15 protein-coding genes are annotated in these 18,666 nt (G+C 76.1%); 9 read left to right on the top strand and 6 right to left on the bottom strand.

Annotated features, from left to right (window positions below; genetic code table 11):
* Positions 1–105 precede the first annotated feature (105 nt).
* The 4 genes from E4N63_RS28460 to E4N63_RS28445 all read left to right on the top strand — a co-directional run bounded on the left by E4N63_RS28460 (position 106) and on the right by E4N63_RS28445 (position 5,253).
* On the top strand, positions 106–3,084 hold the full coding sequence (locus E4N63_RS28460) for a cation-transporting P-type ATPase (protein WP_230242037.1): 2,979 nt from the start codon (positions 106–108) through the stop codon (positions 3,082–3,084).
* Positions 3,081–3,740 carry a TrkA family potassium uptake protein gene (locus E4N63_RS28455; protein WP_095757710.1) on the top strand — a complete coding sequence of 220 codons (660 nt, stop codon included), beginning with the start codon at positions 3,081–3,083 and terminating at the stop codon, positions 3,738–3,740. The genes E4N63_RS28460 and E4N63_RS28455 overlap by 4 nt, the downstream gene beginning before the upstream one ends.
* Entirely contained in the window at positions 3,737–4,393 is a 657-nt protein-coding gene (locus E4N63_RS28450) for a TrkA family potassium uptake protein (RefSeq protein ID WP_125622597.1), read from the top strand. Before E4N63_RS28455 ends, E4N63_RS28450 begins: the two co-directional genes overlap by 4 nt.
* Before the next feature lie 182 nt (positions 4,394–4,575).
* Positions 4,576–5,253, top strand: a complete 678-nt coding sequence (locus E4N63_RS28445; RefSeq protein WP_125622598.1) for a CBS domain-containing protein — start codon at positions 4,576–4,578, stop codon at positions 5,251–5,253.
* Positions 5,254–5,395: 142 nt separating this feature from the next.
* Here the strand turns inward: E4N63_RS28445 and E4N63_RS28440 are convergent, their stop codons facing one another.
* On the bottom strand, positions 5,396–8,122 hold the full coding sequence (locus E4N63_RS28440) for a cation-transporting P-type ATPase (RefSeq protein ID WP_230242036.1): 2,727 nt from the start codon (positions 8,120–8,122) through the stop codon (positions 5,396–5,398).
* Between the two features lie 581 nt (positions 8,123–8,703).
* Between E4N63_RS28440 and E4N63_RS28435 the strand changes: the two genes are divergently transcribed.
* The 5 genes from E4N63_RS28435 to E4N63_RS28415 all read left to right on the top strand — a co-directional run bounded on the left by E4N63_RS28435 (position 8,704) and on the right by E4N63_RS28415 (position 13,987).
* Entirely contained in the window at positions 8,704–9,570 is an 867-nt protein-coding gene (locus E4N63_RS28435) for a universal stress protein (protein WP_125622600.1), read from the top strand.
* A gap of 229 nt (positions 9,571–9,799) precedes the next feature.
* Positions 9,800–10,225, top strand: a complete 426-nt coding sequence (locus tag E4N63_RS28430) for a hypothetical protein (RefSeq protein WP_125622601.1) — start codon at positions 9,800–9,802, stop codon at positions 10,223–10,225.
* A 258-nt stretch (positions 10,226–10,483) separates the two neighbouring features.
* Positions 10,484–11,158: a pyridoxamine 5'-phosphate oxidase family protein gene (locus tag E4N63_RS28425; RefSeq protein ID WP_228429665.1), complete on the top strand. Its 675-nt coding sequence runs from the start codon at positions 10,484–10,486 to the stop codon at positions 11,156–11,158.
* 245 nt (positions 11,159–11,403) lie between these two features.
* Complete coding sequence (locus E4N63_RS28420) at positions 11,404–12,729, top strand: PP2C family protein-serine/threonine phosphatase (protein ID WP_230242035.1); 1,326 nt, start codon at positions 11,404–11,406, stop codon at positions 12,727–12,729.
* Positions 12,730–12,961: 232 nt separating this feature from the next.
* Positions 12,962–13,987 (top strand): nitroreductase family protein, encoded by a 1,026-nt coding sequence (locus tag E4N63_RS28415; RefSeq protein WP_230242034.1) that lies wholly within the window; start codon positions 12,962–12,964, stop codon positions 13,985–13,987.
* A gap of 24 nt (positions 13,988–14,011) precedes the next feature.
* Here E4N63_RS28415 and E4N63_RS28410 read toward each other — a convergent pair whose 3' ends face one another.
* The 5 genes from E4N63_RS28410 to pflA form a co-directional block, all read right to left on the bottom strand.
* On the bottom strand, positions 14,012–14,911 hold the full coding sequence (locus tag E4N63_RS28410) for a universal stress protein (RefSeq protein WP_230242032.1): 900 nt from the start codon (positions 14,909–14,911) through the stop codon (positions 14,012–14,014).
* Between the two features lie 273 nt (positions 14,912–15,184).
* Entirely contained in the window at positions 15,185–16,069 is an 885-nt protein-coding gene (locus E4N63_RS28405; RefSeq protein ID WP_230242030.1) for a universal stress protein, read from the bottom strand.
* A gap of 159 nt (positions 16,070–16,228) precedes the next feature.
* Entirely contained in the window at positions 16,229–16,780 is a 552-nt protein-coding gene (locus E4N63_RS28400) for a flavodoxin domain-containing protein (RefSeq protein WP_125622605.1), read from the bottom strand.
* 188 nt (positions 16,781–16,968) lie between these two features.
* Complete coding sequence (locus tag E4N63_RS28395; RefSeq protein ID WP_230242029.1) at positions 16,969–17,814, bottom strand: universal stress protein; 846 nt, start codon at positions 17,812–17,814, stop codon at positions 16,969–16,971.
* A gap of 124 nt (positions 17,815–17,938) precedes the next feature.
* Positions 17,939–18,661 carry a pyruvate formate-lyase-activating protein gene (pflA, locus tag E4N63_RS28390; protein ID WP_125622606.1) on the bottom strand — a complete coding sequence of 241 codons (723 nt, stop codon included), beginning with the start codon at positions 18,659–18,661 and terminating at the stop codon, positions 17,939–17,941.
* Positions 18,662–18,666 lie beyond the last annotated feature (5 nt).

Genomic DNA, 18,666 nt, shown 5'->3' with positions numbered 1-18,666 from the left:
CATGGCTCCCCATCCCGGCGCCCGGCGGGGCGCCCGCCCCGTGCGGGCGGAGCGGCGGGACACCCGGCCCGGGCAGCCGCGGCCCGCCTTCCCCGGCGCCGGCCGATGCCCGTGACCCCGTCCCGCGTCACCGCCCCGGGCGGTGACGGCACTCCGGGCGCCCCGGAGGCCGCCGGCCCCGCTCTGGAGGCGCTGCCGCCCGGCGAGGTCCACGGCGCCCTGGGCTCCTCCCCGCGCGGCCTCTCCCCGGACGCCGCCGGGGAGCGCCGGGAGCGGTACGGCGCCAACGAGCTGCCCCGCGCCGCGCGGGCCGGCCCGGGGCGGCAGATCCTGGCGCAGCTCACCGACCTCTTCGCCGTCGTCCTGCTCCTCGCCTCGGCGATCACCTTCCTCGCCTACTGGCTGAGCGAACCCCGGGACGCGGGCCGGCTCCAGCTGGCCGTGGCGATCCTCTGCGTGGTGGCGCTCAACGCCGTCATCGGCTTCACCCAGGAGTACTCGGCGGAGCGCACGGCGGAGTCGCTGCAGGCCATGGTCCCGCACACCTGCCGCGTCCTCCGGGACGGCCGGCGGCAGGAGTTGCCGGCGCGGGACCTGGTCCCGGGCGACGTGGTGGCGCTGGAGGCCGGTGACGCGGTGCCGGCGGACTGCCGCCTCGTGGAGGCGCACGAGCTGTCGGTGAACAACGCGGCCCTGACCGGGGAGAGCGATCCGGTGCGCCGCGACAGCGCGCCGATGGCCGTCCCCGGTCCGCTGACGGACGCGCGCAACTGCCTCTTCATGGGGACCGACGTGGTGGCCGGTGCGGGAAAGGCGGTGGTGTTCGCCACCGGGGCGGCCACCGAGTTCGGCCGCATCTACCGGCTGACGGCCTCCGCGTCCCGGCAGAGGACGCCGTTGCAGCTCCAGGTGGCGGCCATGGCGCGGCGGGTGGCGGGGACCGCGCTGGCCATCGGTGCCCTTCTGTTCGCCGTCCGGCTTCCCGGTGACGACACGGTCGAGGCGTTCGTCTTCGCCCTCGGGGTGATGGTGGCCCTCGTCCCCGAAGGGCTGCCCGCGACGCTCTCGGTGTCGCTGGCCATCGGCGTGCGGCGGATGGCCCGCCGCAACGCCCTGGTGAAGCGGCTGCTGGCGGTGGAGGCGCTGGGCTCGACCACCGTCATCCTCACCGACAAGACCGGGACGCTGACGCAGGCGGAGATGACCGTCACCCGGGTGTGGGCCGACGGGGCCCTCCACCCGGTGTCCGGCGTGGGGTACGCCCCGGAGGGCAAGGTGGCGGACCCGGCGCCGCGGGTGCGGGAGCTGCTGCGGGTCGCCGCGCTCTGCTGCGACGCCAAGCTCGTACCGCCCGGCGGGGACGGCGGACGGGACGGCCCCGGAAGCGGCGGCGGGCCGGGCGGGCACCACGGGAACTGGCGGGTGCTCGGCGACACCACCGAGGGGGCCCTGCTCGTCGCGGCGGCCAAGGCCGGGATCGACCCGCACGCCGAGGAGGCCGCATCCCCCCGGGTGGCGGAGCACCCCTTCGACCCGGGCCGCAAGCTCATGAGCACCGTGCACCGCGCGCCGGGCGGCGGCTTCCTCGTCCACGCCAAGGGCGCCCCGCAGGAGCTGCTGGCCCGCTGCACGCACATCGACCGGGCCGACGGGGCCCGGTCGCTCACCGAGGAGTCCCGGGCCGCTGTCGTCGCCGTCAACGACGAACTGGCGGCCCAGGGGCTGCGGGTCCTCGCGGTCGCCGCCCGGCGGGCGGAGGGACCCGGCGGGGACCGCGACACCGCCGAGTCGGGGCTGACCCTGCTCGGCCTCACCGGCATGCTCGACCCGCCCCGGGCCGAGGTCAGCGAGGCCGTGGACGCCTGCCGGCGGGCGGGCATCCGCATCGTCATGGCGACCGGCGACCATCCGCTCACCGCCGAGGCCGTGGCGCGCAGGGTGGGGATCGTCCGCGGGCGCGAGCCGCTCGTCGTCACCGGCAAGCGTCTGGACACGCTCGACGACGCGGCGCTGGACGAACTGATGGCCGCCGGGCCGGAGCTGCTGCTGTGCCGGGTGAGCCCCGAGCACAAGACGCGGGCCGTGACCGCCCTGCGGCGGCGCGGCGAGGTGGTGGCCGTCACCGGGGACGGCGCCAACGACGCCCCGGCGCTCAAGCACGCCGACATCGGGGTGGCGATGGGCGCCTCCGGCACCGACGTGGCCCGGGAGGCCGCGGTCATGGTGCTGCTGGACGACTCCTTCGCCTCCATCGCCACCGCCGTGCGGCTGGGCCGCTCCGTCTACCAGAACATCCGCAGGTTCCTGGTCTACGTCTTCAGCAGCAACATCGGCGAGCTGGGCCCCATCGTCGCGGCGACGTTCACCGGCTTCCCGCTCGTCCCGATCAGCGCGGTGCAGATCCTCGCCATCGACCTCGGCTCGGACGTGCTGCCCGCCCTGGCGCTCGGCGCGGAGCCGCCGGAGTCCGACGTCATGGACCGGCCGCCGCGGGCCCGCGGGGAACGCCTGTTCTCGATGGCGGTGATGCGCCGGATCCTCTTCCTCGGCGGTATCCAGGCGCTCGGCGTGACCGCCGTCTTCTTCTGGCACATCCACGCCTCCGGCATCCCGTTCGCCCGGTTCACCGAGGACCACCCGGTGTACCGGGAGGCGGTGACGATGGTCCAGGCGGGCATCGTGCTCAGCCAGTTCTTCGTGGGCCTGGCCGTCCGCACCGACCGGCAGAGCCTGCTGCGGGCGGGCCTGTTCTCCAATCCGTGGCTGCTGGGCGCCGGTGGCATCGGCATCGCCCTGATGGCCTGTATCAGCTATGTGCCGGTGCTCCAGGGGGTGTTCAACACCGCCCCGCTCGCCGCGGCCGACTGGGCGGTGCTGACCGGTCTCGGGGCGCTTCCGCTGGCCGCCGACGAGCTCCGCAAGGCGTGGCTGCGCCGCCGCCGTCCGGAGAGCGGCGAACGGGCCGCCCCGGGCGGCGGGCGGGCGAACGGCGGGCGGGCGGACGGCGGCGAGCCGGCCGGACACGAGCCGGCGGACGACGGGCCGGGCCCCGCCCGGATCCCGGGAAGAGATGAGGACCGATGAGAGTGATCATCGCGGGCTGCGGCCGGACGGGCTCCGCGCTCGCCGCGCAGCTCGCCGCCGAGGGCCACGACGTACGGATCATCGACCCGCTCCCGGGGGCGCGGCGGCTGCTGCCCGCCGGCTTCTCCGGCGCGTTCCACTCCGGCAGCGGCTTCAGCCGTACGGCGCTGGAGGCGGCCGGGATCGAGCACGCCGACGCATTCGTCGCCCTGACCTCCGGGGACAACCGGAACCTGGTCAGCGCGCGCACGGCCAAGGAGACCTACCGGGTCCCCGTCGTCGTCGCCCGCCTCCACGACCCGCACCGCAAGGAGCTGTACCGCGGCTTCGGCATCCCCACCGTGGCCGCCATCCGCTGGACCGTCCAGCAGATCCACCGCACGCTGCTCCACCGCCACCTCGACCCCGAACTGGCCTTCGGCAACGGCGAGACCCTGCTCGTCCGCTCCGAGCTGCCCGGCTACCTCACCGGGCGGCGGCTGGCGGAGTTCGACGTGGACGGGGAGATCCGGGTGGTGGAGGTGACCCGGGGCGGCCACTCCCTCGTCCCCGCCCACAACACCGCGGCCGAACCGTCCGATGTCGTCACCTTCGCCGTCGCCGCCACCGCCCTCGGCACGCTGCGCGGCTTCCTCGGCAAGGAGCTGGGCACATGAGAGCGATCATCGCGGGCGCCGGGCGGCTGGGCAGCCGGATCGCGCGGGTCCTCGCCGCCGAGCAACACGACGTCACCCTCGTCGACCTGGACGAGCGGCGGCCCGCCGGCCCGGCGGGCGGGGCGGGCCCGGACTTCGTCCCCGGGGACGCCTGCGAGCCCGCCGTGCTCGAACACGCCGGGGCCCTCACCGCCGACGTCCTCGTCGCCGCCACCGACCGGGACGAGGACAACCTCGTCATCAGCCATCTCGCCAAGACGCGGTTCGCCGTCCCCCGGGTCGCCGCCCGCGTCAACGACCCCGAGAACACCTGGCTGTTCGACGAGCACTGGGGCGTGGACATCGCGGTGCCCGCCGACATGCCGCTGGTCGCCCTGGTCGAGGAGGTCGCCGGGGCGGTGGACACCGTGTCCCTGCTCCGGCTGGGGCAGACCGGGATCGGTGTCATCGAGACGCTGGTCTCCGCCGGCTCCCGCGCGGACGGCCGCCGGATCGACGACCTGCGGCTCCCCGCCGGCACGCTCGTCGCCGCCGTCATCCGCGGCGGCGAACCGGTGTTCCCCACCCGCGATCTGCCGCTGCGGCCGGGGGACATCCTCTTCCTCGTCTCCCACACCGCCACCGAGCGGGAGATCCGCTCGGCCGTCCAGTGACAACCCGGGGAGCCGGCGAGGTCCGCCCGGTGTGCCTGCCTCCGTCCCGTCGGCGGAGTCCCGCTGGCGGACGGTGCGGCGCGGTGCTGTTCTGGTACCGGGTCCCGGCGGGCAGCCGGCCGGACGCCGCCGCGGGGCCCCGGCCACACGGCGGACGGGCGGACGGAGAGAGGAGCGGGACGATGCGCCACCGCACGGTCGGAGAACTGATGACCCGGGACGTCGTGTCCGTCCGGCCGGACACCCCGTTCAAGGAACTCGCCGGGCTTCTCGCCGAACACCGGGTCACCGCCGTGCCGGTCGTCGACGCCGCGGGCCGCCCGGTCGGTGTCGTCTCCGAGAACGACCTGCTGCGGAAGGCCACCGACCGGCTGGAGACCGGGGACCGTGTCTCCCCCATGCCGCATCTGGAGGCGTGGGAGCGCGCCAAGGCGGAGGGCGCCCGGGCCGAGGAGATCATGTCGGCGCCCGCCGTGTGCGTCCGCCCGGACTGGACGGTCGTGGAGGCGGCCCGGCTGATGGAGATCCACGGCATCAAACGGCTCCCCGTCGTGGACGCCTCCGACCGGCTCCTGGGCATCATCAGCCGCCGCGACCTGCTGCGGGTCTTCCTCCGCACGGACGAGGCGATCCGCGAGGAGATCCTCCACGACGTCCTGGCGGAGACCGTCGGGGACGCCGCCCGGGGGGTGACGGCCGAGGTGACGGACGGACAGGTCCGGCTGGGCGGCACGGTGCCGTCGCGGCGGCTGGTGCCGGTACTCGTCCGGCTGTGCCGGGGGGTGGACGGCGTCGTGGGCGTGCGCGAGCACATCGACCGCAACGGCGCGGGGCCGGTCCGGGAGAGCCCCCTCATCTGACGGGCCGGGCCGGCACGGGCGCTCGCCCGTACGGACGGCCGCCGGTACGGCCCCGGGCCTCGCCCCGACCGCCCGGCCGCGCTGCGCCGTTCGCGCGGGCACCCCGGGCGCCCCGAGCTCCCCGCGCACCCGCCGGGCCGTCTCAGCGGCCGGCCGCCCGCTCCCGGTCCTCCGGCACCCCCGGCGTCTCCGGATCTCCGGTGACCTCCGGGACCTCCTCTCCGGCGGACCGCCCCGCACGCGCCGACAGCCGCACCTGAAGGCGCATCGCGGCGTAGCCGACCGCCGAGAGGGCGCAGCCGATGAGCAGGTCGCCCGCGCTCAGGGCCTCCGTGCCGAGCAGCTTCTGCAGCGGCGGCAGGTAGACGCCCGCGATCTGCAGCGCCAGCGCGGCCGCGATCCCGACCAGCAGGAACGGGTTGGTGAAGGTGCCCGGCCGCGCCCGGGAGGCCAGGCCCACCCCGAGCTGCGTGGCGCCCAGCACCAGGAAGACCATGGTCTGCCACGGCCGCCCGGTCTCGTGGGCCCAGATCCCCACCCCCAGCGAGGCCCCGGCGATCACCAGGCCCATGGCGAGGATGCGCGGCCACAGTCCCGCGCCGAGCACGCTCTCCTCCGGCGGCCTCGGCGGCTGCCGCATCGTGTCGGGCGCCACCGGCTCCGCGCCGAGCGCCACCCCGGGCAGGCCGTGGGTCAGCAGGTTGATCCAGAGGATCTGGGCGGGCAGCAGCGGCAGCGGCATGCCGAGGAACGGGCCGAACAGCATCACCAGGATCTCCGCCGCCCCGCCCGCCAGCCCGTACAGCAGGAACCGCCGCACGTTGGCGTAGACCCGGCGGCCCTCCTCGACGGCGGCGACCACCGTGCCCAGGTCGTCGTCGGCCAGCACCAGGTCGGCGGCCTGCCGGGCCACCTCGGTGCCGCGGCGGCCCATGGCCACGCCGATGTCCGCCCGGTGCAGCGCCGGCCCGTCGTTGACGCCGTCACCCGTCATGGCCACGACGTGCCCGGCGCCCCGCCAGGCCTGGACGATGTCGAGCTTCTGCTCGGGGCTGGTGCGGGCGAAGACCCGCGGCCTGGTCAGATCACCGGCGGAGCCGTCGCGGATGCGGTCGCCGGTGGTGACCTCCTCCGCCGCGTCCGCCGCCTCCACCACGCCGAGGCGCCGCGCCACCACTCCGGCGGTCAGCGGGTGGTCGCCGGTGATGAGGACGGGGATGATCCCGGCCCGGCGGCAGGCCGCCACCGTCTCGGCGGCCGCCTCCCGCGGCGGGTCGAGGATGCCGATCAGCCCCAGCAGGTTCAGCCCGGACTCCCAGTCCCCGCCGTCCTCCGGCGGTTCCGCGCGGTCGGCGACGGCGACGGCCAGCACCCGGTAGCCCTCCCCGGCCAGTTGACCGGCGGCCTCCGCGGCCTCGGCGAGCGTCCCGGCGCCGTCGGCGAGCACCTCCGGTACGAGCACCACCTCCGGCGCGCCCTTGCAGACGACGCGCAGCCCGCCGCCGGGTCGGCGGTGGACGGTGGTCATCCGGGCCCGGTCGCTGGTGAACGGGACCTCCTCCGTCCGCGGCCACTCCCGGGCCAGCGCCTCCCGGTCGAGGCCGAGCCGGGCCCCGGCGGTGAGCAGGGCGGCCTCCGTCGGGTCGCCCAGGGCGTGCCAGTCGGCCTCGTCGCCCTGGGCGCTCGAACGGGCCTCGCCGCTCCGGCCGTCCTCGCCGTCCGTGGCGTCCGGGGCCTGCAGGGCGGCGTCGTTGCAGAGGACGGCGGCGGTGAGGAGTTCCGTGACGTCCGGTGCCGTGTCCGGCCGCAGTTCGGTGTCCTCGCGCTCGACCCGCCCCTCGGGGGCGTAGCCGGTGCCCGAGACGGCCGCCGTGCCGTGCCGGGTCCACAGCCGCTGGGCGGACATCCGGCCCTCGGTGAGGGTGCCCGTCTTGTCGGTGGCGATGACCGTGACGGAGCCGAGGGTCTCCACGGCCGGCAGGCGCCGCACGATCGCGTTGCGCTCCGCCATCCGCCGGGCGCCCAGCGCCAGTCCGAGCGTGACCACGGCCGGCAGCGACTCGGGGACGGCGGCGACCACCAGGCTGATCGCCGTCACCGCCATCAGCTCCGGGTCCTGCCCGCGCAGCAGCCCGATGACCAGCACCACGAGGCAGAGCACCACGGCGACGGCCGCCAGCACCCGGCCGAACGCGGCGAGGCGGCGCTGGAGCGGTGTGGCGGCGGGCTTCGTCGTCATCAGCGCCGCGATCCGGCCGGTGGCGCTGTCCGCGCCGGTGGCGGTGACGACGAAGCGGGCGCGGCCCCGTACGACCACGGTGCCGGCCGACACGACGGGCCGCTGCTCCCCGTCCGCGGGCAGCGGCTTGCCCACCGGTTCCGCCTCGCCCGTCAGCGAGGACTCGTCGACGAGCAGCGCGGCCTCCTCCAGCAGCTCCCCGTCCGCGGGCACGATGTCGCCCTCGCCGAGCAGCACCAGGTCACCCGGCACCACCTCCGAGGACGGCACATGGCGCTCCTCGCCGCCCCGCACCACCCGGGCGCCGGGTGCGCTGAGCTCGCGCAGCGCCAGGACGGCCCGCTCCGCGCGGACCTCCTGGGTCACGCCCACGGCCGTGTTGACCACGACGACGAAGGAGATGATCGAGGTGTCGAGGTAGTCGCCGGTCGCGATGGTCAGCGCGATGGCCACCAGCAGCACGAGGATCAGCGGATCGCGCAGCTGCGTGCCGATCCGGTGCCACAACGGCGTGGGGCGGGCCGTGCTGACGATGTTCGGACCGTACCGTTCCAGCCGCGCGGCGGCCTCCGCCACGGACAGACCGGCAGCGGGCGGTGCCGCCACCGGAGCCTCCTCGTCCCTCACCATGCTCGCAGCCTTCCCGCAACGGACAGGCGCTGCAACAGGGCCCAGGGGGTACGGGCGGGGCCCATGGGCCCTTGTGCGGCACGGGCCGGCGGGCCACTGTCCGGATCACCCGCCCGGTTGCCGGCGAGGGTGCGGGGCCACATCGTGGGAGGGAGGCCGGGGCCCCTGGGCGAGGCGGTGCGCACGGCGGGCCCGCCCCGGCCCGGGTCCCCACGGACCCGCACCGATCCCCGCGGACCACTGAGCGGCCGGTCCGCGGGGCCCCCTGCCGGCGCCGCGGGGCAGGAGCGGCGGGGTGCCCGGGCCTCCTGCCGGGCCCCGGCGCAGGGACACCGTCCCCTCCGGGCGCGGCGAAGGCCGCCGCGCCACCCCTCAGGGCCGGTGGGCCCCGCCAAGTGGCCCGCCGGACCCTGCCGTCCGGGCCCCCGCGGTGGTGTGCTGGGAGGAGACCGGGACACCGCCCGGTACAGGCCGCCCCGCGCCGCCCCGGCCCGCCGGAGCGGCCCGGCCGGCCCTGCGGACGCCCTCGCGGCTTGCGCATCCGGCCCGGGGACACAGAGCGAGTGGAGAGGTGACCGGTGATGGCGAGGAACGGTCCTGTGGTGGTGGGGGTGGACGGATCACCGTCCGGTCTGGAAGCCGTCGAGGTCGCGGCCCGGGAGGCGGCGTACCGCAACCGCCCGTTGCGGGTGGTGCACGCCTTCGTGTGGCCCTCGACGCACATGCCGCTGGGGGCGGTCGAGGGCGACCTGCGGTACGAGGCGAAGCGCATCGTGGCGGAGGCGGAGGAGCGGGCGCGGGCGACCGCGCCGGAGGTGGAGGCCGGCGGGGAGGTCGTCACCGGCGAGGCGCTGACCGTGCTGGAGGAGGAGTCCCGCTCGGCCGCCCTGATGGTGGTCGGCAGCCGGGGCCTGGGCGGTTTCACCCGGCTGCTGATCGGTTCGGTGGCGGGGCAGCTCGCGGCGCACAGCCACTGCCCCGTGCTGGTGGTCCGCGGCAGGACGGACGGCACCGGGCCGGTGCTGGTCGGTGTCGACGGCTCCCCGGCGGGCGAGGCGGCGCTCGACTTCGCGTTCGAGGCGGCCGCGGCCCGGGAGACGGGTGTGGTCGCCCTGCACGCCTGGTCCGAGTGGAGCGTGCCGGTGCCGCCGCCCGAGGACAAGTCGGCCCCCTACGCCTACGAGCCGGGGATGCTCAAGGCCGATGAGGAGCGGCTGCTGGCCGAGTCGCTGGCCGGCTGGCGCGACCGCTACCCGGATGTGCCGGTCGAGCACCGGCTGGTCCGAGGCCGTGCCCGGGAGGCCCTGGTCGAGGCGAGTGAGGAGGCCCGGCTGCTGGTCGTCGGCAAGCGGGGCCGCGGCGGCTTCGCCGGGCTGCTGCTCGGCTCGGTGAGCCAGGCCGCCACCCAGCACGCCCACTGCCCCGTCGTGGTCGTCCCCCACGCCTGAGGGTCCCGGGGCGGTACCGGCCGGACGCCGGTGCCGTCCCCGGCGGAGGGAGCCGCCGTCCCGGGCGTGCGGGCCGGTGAACGGCCCGCACGGGCCCGCGGGCACCGGGATGAAAGTGATCAACGGCAGGTCTCCCGGCCCTCCGTACCGGGACCGATGGGCCCTGGGTCCGGCGGAGCCCCGGCAGAAGACTGGGGCCGTCGGGAAGAGCTACGAGGGAGTGGTCGGAATGACTGCCAGGGAAACCGGAGTCCGCGGCGCCGAGGCCGTGCGCGTGCGCGCCGAGGGCAACGTCGAGGAGGGGGTGCTGGAGTACCTCCGGGCGAAGATCGGCGCGGTGCTGGACCGGCAGGGGCTGCCCCCGGTGACCGGCGGCGTGCGGATCGCCAAGGCCAACGCCCACCACGCCGAGCACCCCTGGACCGCCGCGGCCGAACTCCGGGTGGGCCCGGACCTGGTGGTCGCCCACGCCCGGGAGGCCACCAGCCAGGAGGCCACCGACCGCCTGCAGGACCGGCTGCGCCGCCGGGTGGAGCGGGCCCTCGACAGCCGGCAGACCGCCCGCCGTTCGGCCGCTCCGCCGCCGTGGCGCGGCGGGACGGCGGAGGACGGTCCGCGCGCCGCAGCGGAACCCGCCGGGGACCGGCCCGCCTGAACCGCGGGTCCGCCCGGAGCCCGGCGGCACCAGTGCCACCCGCGCCCCGGGCACCGGGCGGTTCTCCCGGCCGCGCCCGCCGGCCCGTGGCACGGCTGGCGGACGCGGCCCCCGCTGCGGTCCGGACCGCCGGCGGCTTCCCGGGACCGTCCGGACCGGCCCGGGCCCCGGCCGGGCGGCCGTCCCGGACGGGCGGACGGCGGCGTGCCGGGCGAACCTGGTGACGGAGCCCCGAGCTGTGACGGAAGGAACGTGGCCGTGTCGGAAACGGAGAACGGAAAGGCCCACAGGACTCCGGACCCGGGTGACATCGGGCGCCGGATCACCCTCCAGCGCGAGCGGCTCGGGCTCACCCGCGAGGAGGCCGCGGCCCGGGCCGGTATGGCGCCGGGCTATCTGGCGTATCTGGAGGAGCACTCCGCCGACCCCAGCGCGCCGGGCATCGCCCGGCTGGCCGGCGCGCTGGGGACCTCCGTCGACGCGCTGCGCGGCGCCGGTGCGGCCAGGCCGGCCGGCCGGAGCAGGGCCGCGGCCCATCCCCGGCTGGTGCCTCTCGGCGCCGAGGAGTGCTGGTCCCTGCTCTCCTCGCACGGCGTGGGGCGCGTCGGCCTGTCGCTCGCCGACGACCCCGTGATCGTCCCGGTGAACTACGTGGTGGAGGCCGGCCGGATCGCGTACCGGACCGCGCCCGGCACCGCGCCCGCCGGCGCGGCGGGCCACCGCGTCGCCTTCGAGGTCGACGCGGTCGACGACGCCATGAGCCGCGGCTGGAGCGTGCTCGTCATCGGGCGGGCCCGGCACGTCACGGAGCCGGACATGGTCGGCCGTCTGGCGGAACTCACGCATGCGGAACCCTGGGCGGGCGGCGTGCGCGACTTCTGGGTGCTCATCGATCCCGAGCGCCTGTCCGGCCGCCGCATCGAGACGGACTGACGCCGGCCCGGACTCCGGCCGGACGGACCGTCGTGCCGCTTCCCCGGGACGCCGCGCCGCTCCGCCCGATCCTTCCTCCGGCGCCGGCGCCCCGGCATGCGGGCGGACGGAGGGCGGGTCCCGCGCCGGCACCTCCCCTGACATGGGCATACTCGTGGTCCAATGAACTCTGCCGGGCCCACGGGCCGCGTTCGCGGCCCGTACGGGACCGGTGGCAGCCGGCGCACGATCGGAAGCACGGACCAGTGGACCACGAGAACCAGCAGGCCCTCGGAACCCACCCGCAGCAGGAGGACCTCCACGGGATCTCCGACCAGCTGCGGCAGCTCGCGGAGGCCCAGAGCCGCCTCCGGGGCCTCCTGGACGCGGTCCTCGACGTCAGCCGCGAGCTGGACCTGCCCGTGGTCCTGCGGAAGATCGTCACCACGGCCATGGAGCTCGTCGGCGCGCACTACGGCGCCCTGGGTGTCCTGGACGAGAAGGGGGAAGGGCTGGCGCAGTTCATCACCCTCGGTCTGGACGACGAGGAGTACCGCGCCCTGGAGGGGGTCGAACTGCCGCACGGCCACGGGCTGCTGGGGCATCTCATCCACCACCCCGAACCGCTCCGGGTGGACGACATCCCGAGTCACCCGGAGTCCGTCGGCTTCCCCGCCGGGCACCCGCCGATGCGCACGCTGCTCGGGGTGGCCATCACCGTCCGGGGCCGGGTCTACGGCAACCTCTATCTCTGTGACCGGCGCGACGGGCGGCCCTTCGACGACCACGACGAGGCGGTGGTCGTCGCCCTGGCCGGGGCCGCGGGCGTGGCCATCGAGAACGCCCGTCTCTTCGAGCGGACCCGCGGCACGGCGGAGCGCTTCCAGCGCATGCTCCTCCCCCGGCTGCCCGACCTGACCCCGTTCACCGGCGCCGCGGTCTACCGCCCCTCCACCGAGCAGGACCTCCACCCGGGGCAGGTCGGCGGCGACTGGTACGACGCGCTGCTGCTGCCGGACGGCTCCTGCGCCATGGTCATCGGCGATGTCGTCGGCCACGACCTCATCGCGGCGGCCGCCATGGCGCAGACCCGCAATATGCTCCGCGCCCTGCTGTACGACCGGTGGACCCCGCCCAGCGGGATCCTCACACAGCTCGACCACACCCTGCACGCCATCACGGACAACCCCGTGACCACCGCCTGCCTCGCCCGGATCGAACCGGAGCCCGGCGGGGCCGGGACGTGGTCCCTGCACTGGTCCGTGGCGGGCCATCCGCCGCCGATGATCCTCGGGCACGACGGCACGGCCCGCCTGCTGCACGGCGAGCCGGGGCTGCCGCTCGGGGTCGACCCCCGGCTCACCCGGCCGGACCACAGGTTCCCGCTGCCGCCCGGCACCACGGTGGTCCTCTTCACCGACGGACTGGTCGAGCACCGCGACCACCCCCTCGACCGGGGCCTGGACGCCCTCGCCCGGCTCGCCGCCGCCCACGCCGCCGCGCCGCTGGACGACCTCTGCCGGGCCCTGGCCGACGGGCATCCCGGGGACGGCCACGACGACATGGCCGTGCTGGTGGTCCGCACCCCCTGACGGCGGCGGTGCGGCCGGTGTTACGGGCCGGAGGAGCGGGAACCAAATCACAAGGAACGGTGCGGGACCGGCCGGCCGCTTTCCGCGCCACCCGGACGCGGTGTCCGGACCCCCTGTCCGGCCCGCTCGGGACGCTGGGCGATCTACCGTGGAGGGGAGGGACCCGTCTCCCTCGCCCGGCCGGGGACCGCCGGAGAGGGCCGGGCCCGCACGCCACCCGAGGAGGTGCGGTATGCCAGGACGACCGCTCGACACCACACTCGTCACGGATCTGGTCCGCGAGGCCACGGCCGCACCGTCCATGCACAACGCGCAGCCCTGGCGGTTCCGCCACCGCCCCGGCAGCCGCACCGTCGAGCTGCGCGGGGATCCGGAGCGGGCCATGCCGCACGCCGACCCGGACCACCGGGCGCTGCACCTCGGCTGCGGCGCCGCGCTCTTCAACCTCCGGGTGGCGGCGGCCGGTGAAGGGCTGCGGCCCGGGGTCCGGCTGCTGCCGGACCCGTCCGACCCCGGTCTGCTGGCTTCCGTGCACCTGACGGGGACGGATGGCGCAGGCCCGGAGGAAGGCGGCCGCGCGCGGCCGGGCACGGACCCCGGCCTGGCGGAGCTGCGGCCCGCCATTCCGCTCCGGCACACCAGCCGTTCCCCGTTCACCGACCGGCGCATCCCGGAGGACCTCAGGGCCCGGCTGGCGGAGGCCGCCCGTGCCGAAGGGGCCGACCTCGCCTTTCCCGGCATCTGGCATCTGCGGTCGGTGCTCTCCCTCGTCCAGGACGCCGAGGGCCGCTCCGGAACGGACCCCGGCCTCCGCGCCGAACTCGAACGCTGGATCCGCACCGGTGCCGACGTCTCCGCGCGGGCCGGTGACGGCGTCCCGGACTACGCCTTCGGGCCGCGCCCGTACGGCGGGCGGGCCACGGTCCGCGATTTCGCGGGCCGTGACGCCCCGCCCGACCGGGAGCAGGCCGTGTTCGAGACCTCTCCGCAGCTGGCCCTGCTCGGCACGGCGGAGGACCGTCCCGCCGACTGGCTGCGGGCGGGCCAGGCCATGGAGCGCGTCCTGCTGCTGGCCACCCGGGACGGGCTGGTCTCGTCGCTGACCTCGCAGGCGCTGGAGTGGCCGGATCTGCGCTGGCTGGTGCGGGACCCGCAGACGTCCATGGGTGTGGTGCAGATGGTGATCCGCCTCGGCTACGGACCGACGGGCCCGCAGACCCCGCGCCGCCCGGTGGAGGAGGTCCTCGACCTGGTCTGAGAGCCAGGCTCGGGCCACTCGCTGTCAGGCCGCCGGGCCGCCGTCCCGGTCGCCGTCCGGCTCGCCGTCGTGGGGGACGACGGCCACCGGGCAGGCGGCATGGTGCAGGACTCCGTGGGTGACATGGCCGATGCGCGAACTGTGCCCCGGGTGATCGAGCTGGTGTCCGGTGACCAGCAGGCCGGCGCCGCCGGCGGCCTCGATCAGCACCCGGCCCGCGGACCCGGCCGCCACCCGCCCCGTGACGGCGACCTCCGGGTACTTGGCCCGCCACGGACCGAGAACCCCGGTCAGGGAGCGTTCCTCCCGCTCCTGGAGCTCCGCGGTCAGCTCCTCGTCCAGCGGGGCCGAGGCGTAGCCGTAGACAAGCTGGGGGTTCCAGGCGTGGACGACGAGGAGTGACGTGCCCCGGGCCGCCGCCGCGCGGAAGGCGAAGTCGATGGGCGCGTTGCCGTAGTGCCGCAGGTCGAGCCCGAGGACGACGGTGCCGGAATCCTCCGCCCGCCCGTCGAAGTCGGCCCGTACCAGCACCACCGGCCGCGCCGTGCGGGCGATGACGGACAGGCTCACCGAGCCCAGCAGATGCCCCGACATCCCGGACAGTCCGCGGGAGCCGAGGACCAGCAGCTCCGCCTCCTCCGCGAGGAGCACCTTCACGGGTGCCTCCGCGACCCGCTCGACCTCGATCCGCAGACCGGGTAGGCGCTCGGCGAGCGTCTGGTGGACCGCGCTCAGCCGGTTCTCCACCCAGCGGTGGCGGGATTCGGCGTGGAGGGGGTAGTCGGCGTCGGTGGCCAGCGGGTGCCAGGCGTGGACGAGGCGCAGCGGGCGGCCGGTCCGCCGGGCTTCCAGGGCGGCCCAGTCCGCCGCCGCCATGCTCTGCGGGGAGCCGTCGATTCCCACGACGACCATGTGACTCGACATCACGCCCTCCTCCTGGGCCGCTTTCCCTTCCCGGCTCCGGTTCCCGGGCCGGTGCGGGGTGCCGGGCCGCCGGTCCCCGGTCGGTCCGGTTGCGGCCCGGTGGGGCCGTGCCCGGCCGGAGCGGCGGGGTGCGCCGGGTTCCCCCGGTGCTCCCTCCAGCACATCACCGGGTCCGCGCCACGGACAGGGCCTGCCGGGCTCGATCCCGGGCCGACCGTCCCCCGGTTCCGTCCGCCGGCCCGTCCGCGTGGCCCACTCCGCCGGGGCATCCGCTCAGGCCTGCGGGACCACGGCCACCGGGCAGGGAGAGTGGTGCAGCACGGCATGGTTCACCAGGCCGAGCTGCAGGCCGAAGTGGCCGTGGCGGGCGTGGGCGCCGACCACCAGCAGACTCGCCTCACGGGCCGCGTTCAGCAGGGCCTGCCGGGCCGGTCCTCCGGTGGCCCGCCGCCGGACGACGACGTCCGGGTACCGCTCCCGGGCCGGCCCGACCGCCTCGTCGATCACCTTCCCGGCCCGCGCCCGGCCCTGTTCGGCCGCGTCCCCCTCCTCCGGAGTCCCGGAGTCCGGCTCGCCGCCGGAAGTCCGCCAGGCGTGCAGGGCGATCAGTTCGCAGCCCCGGCGCTGGGCCTCGCGGAAGGCGAACTCGGCCGCGCTCCGCCCCTCCGCGGTGTCCTCGATACCCGGCGCCCGGCCGGTGGCCTCCTCGGCGTCCTCGTCCTGGACGCCGAGGACGACGGGTTCCGTGCCGCTGTCCGGCTCGCCGCGGACGACGACGACCGGGCAGTCGGCGCGCCCCGCGACGGCCAGGCCGACGGAGCCCAGCAGCATGCCCGTCACCCCGCCGCGCCCGCGGCTGCCGACGACCAGGGTGAAGGCGTTGCGGCCCGCGGAGAGCAGGGCGTCGGCGGCGTTCTCCGGCACGATCTCGCCGGTCACCTCCACCGACGGGACGCGCTTCCGCGCGTGTTCGACGGCCAGGTCCCGGATGCGCTCGGCGTTCTCCCTCAGGTCCGGTACGGGGGTGCCGAGGGCGGGGCCGGTCGCGCACAGCACCCGCAGCGGGGCCTCGTGGCGCACGGCCGCGTCGGCGGCCCAGTCCACGGCCCGCAGGCTGGAATCCGAGCCGTCCACACCGGCCACGACGGGGAGCACCATGGGCTGACCACCTCTTCTCTCCGGACGCGGACCAGCCAGGATCAAAGCGTGGCATACGCCCATGAACGCCGCATGTGCGGTCGGAGCGCACCCCGCGGGCGGGCGCCCGCCGCCCGGGGCGCGCCCGGGCCCCGGGCCCCGGGCCCCGGGCGCCGGGTCCTACGCGGCCTGCGCCTCCGGGAGACGGTGTGCGATCTCGTCGGCCCAGGCCTCGATCCGCTCCCAGTCGCGATAGTCGCCGTAGTGGCCGCCCATCGCCTTGAAGGCGGCGTGGCCCGCGGGCGGGAGGTCCCCGCGCCGCACGGCACCCGAGAACACGCGGGTCCCCACCGGGTGGATCTCGTCGCGCAGTGCGGGCACGTTCTTGGGCTCGTGCTGCGACGCCAGGCTCCGCAGCGGCCGGCCGAGGGCCGCGCCCATGCCCACGCTGAACAGCCACACCGGGCGGTTCCCCAGCTCCGCGCGGTGGCGCCGGACGTAGCCGGACGCCTCGGGCATCCACTGCTGGTTGTGCACCGCGCTGCCGACGACCACCGCGTCGTAGCGGCCGGGGTCCGGGTCCACCGCCCCGTCCACCGGGCGGGCCTCGGCGCGGTGTCCGGCCCGGGTCAGCCGGCCGGCTATCCGCTCCGCGATCTCGCGGGTGGAACCGTGCTCGCTGGCGTACGCCACGAGGACGGCGGCGCCGTTCTCCCTGGTACTCGGGGGCATGTCGCGTTCCTCCTGGAACTCCGGCCGCTTCCGGGCCGCGGCGGGTACCCGCCCTGCGAGGGCGCAGTCTCCGGCCGCCGCCCGGTTCCGCCGGCCGGGTGATGTGGATGGTTCGGAGGAGCGCGGACCGGCCCGCCCCCTCACGGGTTCCCGGGGCCGGGAGTACCCGGCCCCTCGTTCGCGTCCGGTCAGCTCTCCTCGGCGGGGCTCGGGACCACGACCACCGAACAGTGCGCGTGGTGCAGCAACGCCCGTGTCACATGGCCGAGTTGGAAGCCGTACCGGCCCTCGCCGGGGCGGCGGTGGGAGGCTATGACGACGACATCGGCCGTGCGGGTCGCGTTCAGCAGGGCGTGCACCGGGCCGGAGCGGACCGTGCGGGTCTCGATGCCGACCCGCGGGTGCTTCTCCCGCAGCCCCGCCACGGTGAAGCCGGGCACGGCCTCCTCGGCGGCGGCCTGCCGGTTGATGTCCTCCTGCACGGAGGTGGCGGGCACGGGGACCAGGGCGTCGGGCACCGAGTAGCGGTAGGTCCAGGCGTGCACGATGCGCAGCCGGGCGTGGCGGCGCTCGGCCTCCTCGAAGGCGTACGCCGAGGCGTCGGCGTCCTCGTCGCTCTCGATGCCGAGCAGCACCTCGCCGTACTCGGCCGGGTGGGAGTCCCGCCGGACGACGAGCAGCGGGCTCTCCGTGTACGCGGCGAGCCGCAGGCTGACGGAGCCGAGCAGCAGCCCGGCGAAGCCGCCGAAGCCGCGGCTGCCGACGACGGTGAGGGCCGCGTCCCGGCCCAGGTCGGCGAGGGCGCGGGCCGGCTCGCCGGTGAGCGGTACGGCGGTGACCTCGAGCCCGGGGTGGCGGGCCCGGGCCCGCGAGACGGCGGTCTGCAGGACCGGCCCGGCCACGTCGGGATCGGGCACCGCGTAGCCGATCTCCAGGGCGGCGCCGCGCAGCGCCGCCTCTTCCGCGGCCCGGTCCAGCGCCCGTACGGCGAGGAGCGAGCCGTCCACACCGACGACCACGCGACGGGTTGTCATGACGAGTCCTTCCCTGACTTCCTAGTCCTGCTGTGGACTTGCTGTGTTCCGCTGGTACTGCTCACTGCTCACTGCTCACTGCCCGACCGCGCCGCTCGCCTCCCCGGTCCGTTCCCCCTCTCCGTCAGAGCGCCCGCAGCCCGTGCTCGCGGAACTGCTCCCGCACCCGGTCGGTGAGCTCCGGGTCCGGTACCGGGTTGTCCCGGAGCGGGAACGGGATGCCGAGGGCCTCGTACTTGCCGGCGCCCATCTTGTGGAACGGCAGGACGTCGACCCGGTCGACGTTGCCGAGCCCGGAGAGGAACTCCCCGAGCCCGTCGACGGAGTTCTTGTCGTCGGTCCAGCCGGGGACGAGGACGTAGCGGACCCACACCGGGACGCCGAGCCGGTCCAGCCGGGTGGCGAAGCTGAGGGTGGGGGCCAGCCGGCCGCCGGTCAGGCTGCGGTAGGTGCCGACGTCGAACGCCTTGATGTCGAGCAGCACCAGATCCGTGTCCGCGAGCATCTCGTCGGAGGCGCGGGATCCGAGCAGCCCGGAGGTGTCCAGGGCGGTGTGGAGTCCGCGTTCCTTGCTGCGGCGCAGGATCTCGCCGGTGAAGGCCGGCTGGAGCAGCGGCTCGCCCCCGGTTACGGTCACCCCGCCGCGGGCGGCGGTGATGAACGCCCGGTGCCTGTCGATCTGTTCCACGACCTCGTCGGCGGTGACCAGCCGCCCGTCGCGCATGCGCCAGGTGTCCGGGTTGGCGCAGTAGAGGCAGCGCAGCGGGCAGCCGTTCACGAAGAGGACGAACCGGGTCCCGGGCCCGTCCACGCCGGTGGACAGGTCCCAGGAGTGAATCCGGCCCATGCTGC

This window comes from Streptomyces sp. MNU89 (assembly GCF_020982505.1).
In the GTDB taxonomy this organism is placed as follows: Bacteria; Actinomycetota; Actinomycetes; order Streptomycetales; family Streptomycetaceae; genus Streptomyces; species Streptomyces xinghaiensis.
This window is presented reverse-complemented; position numbering and strand designations above follow the sequence as displayed.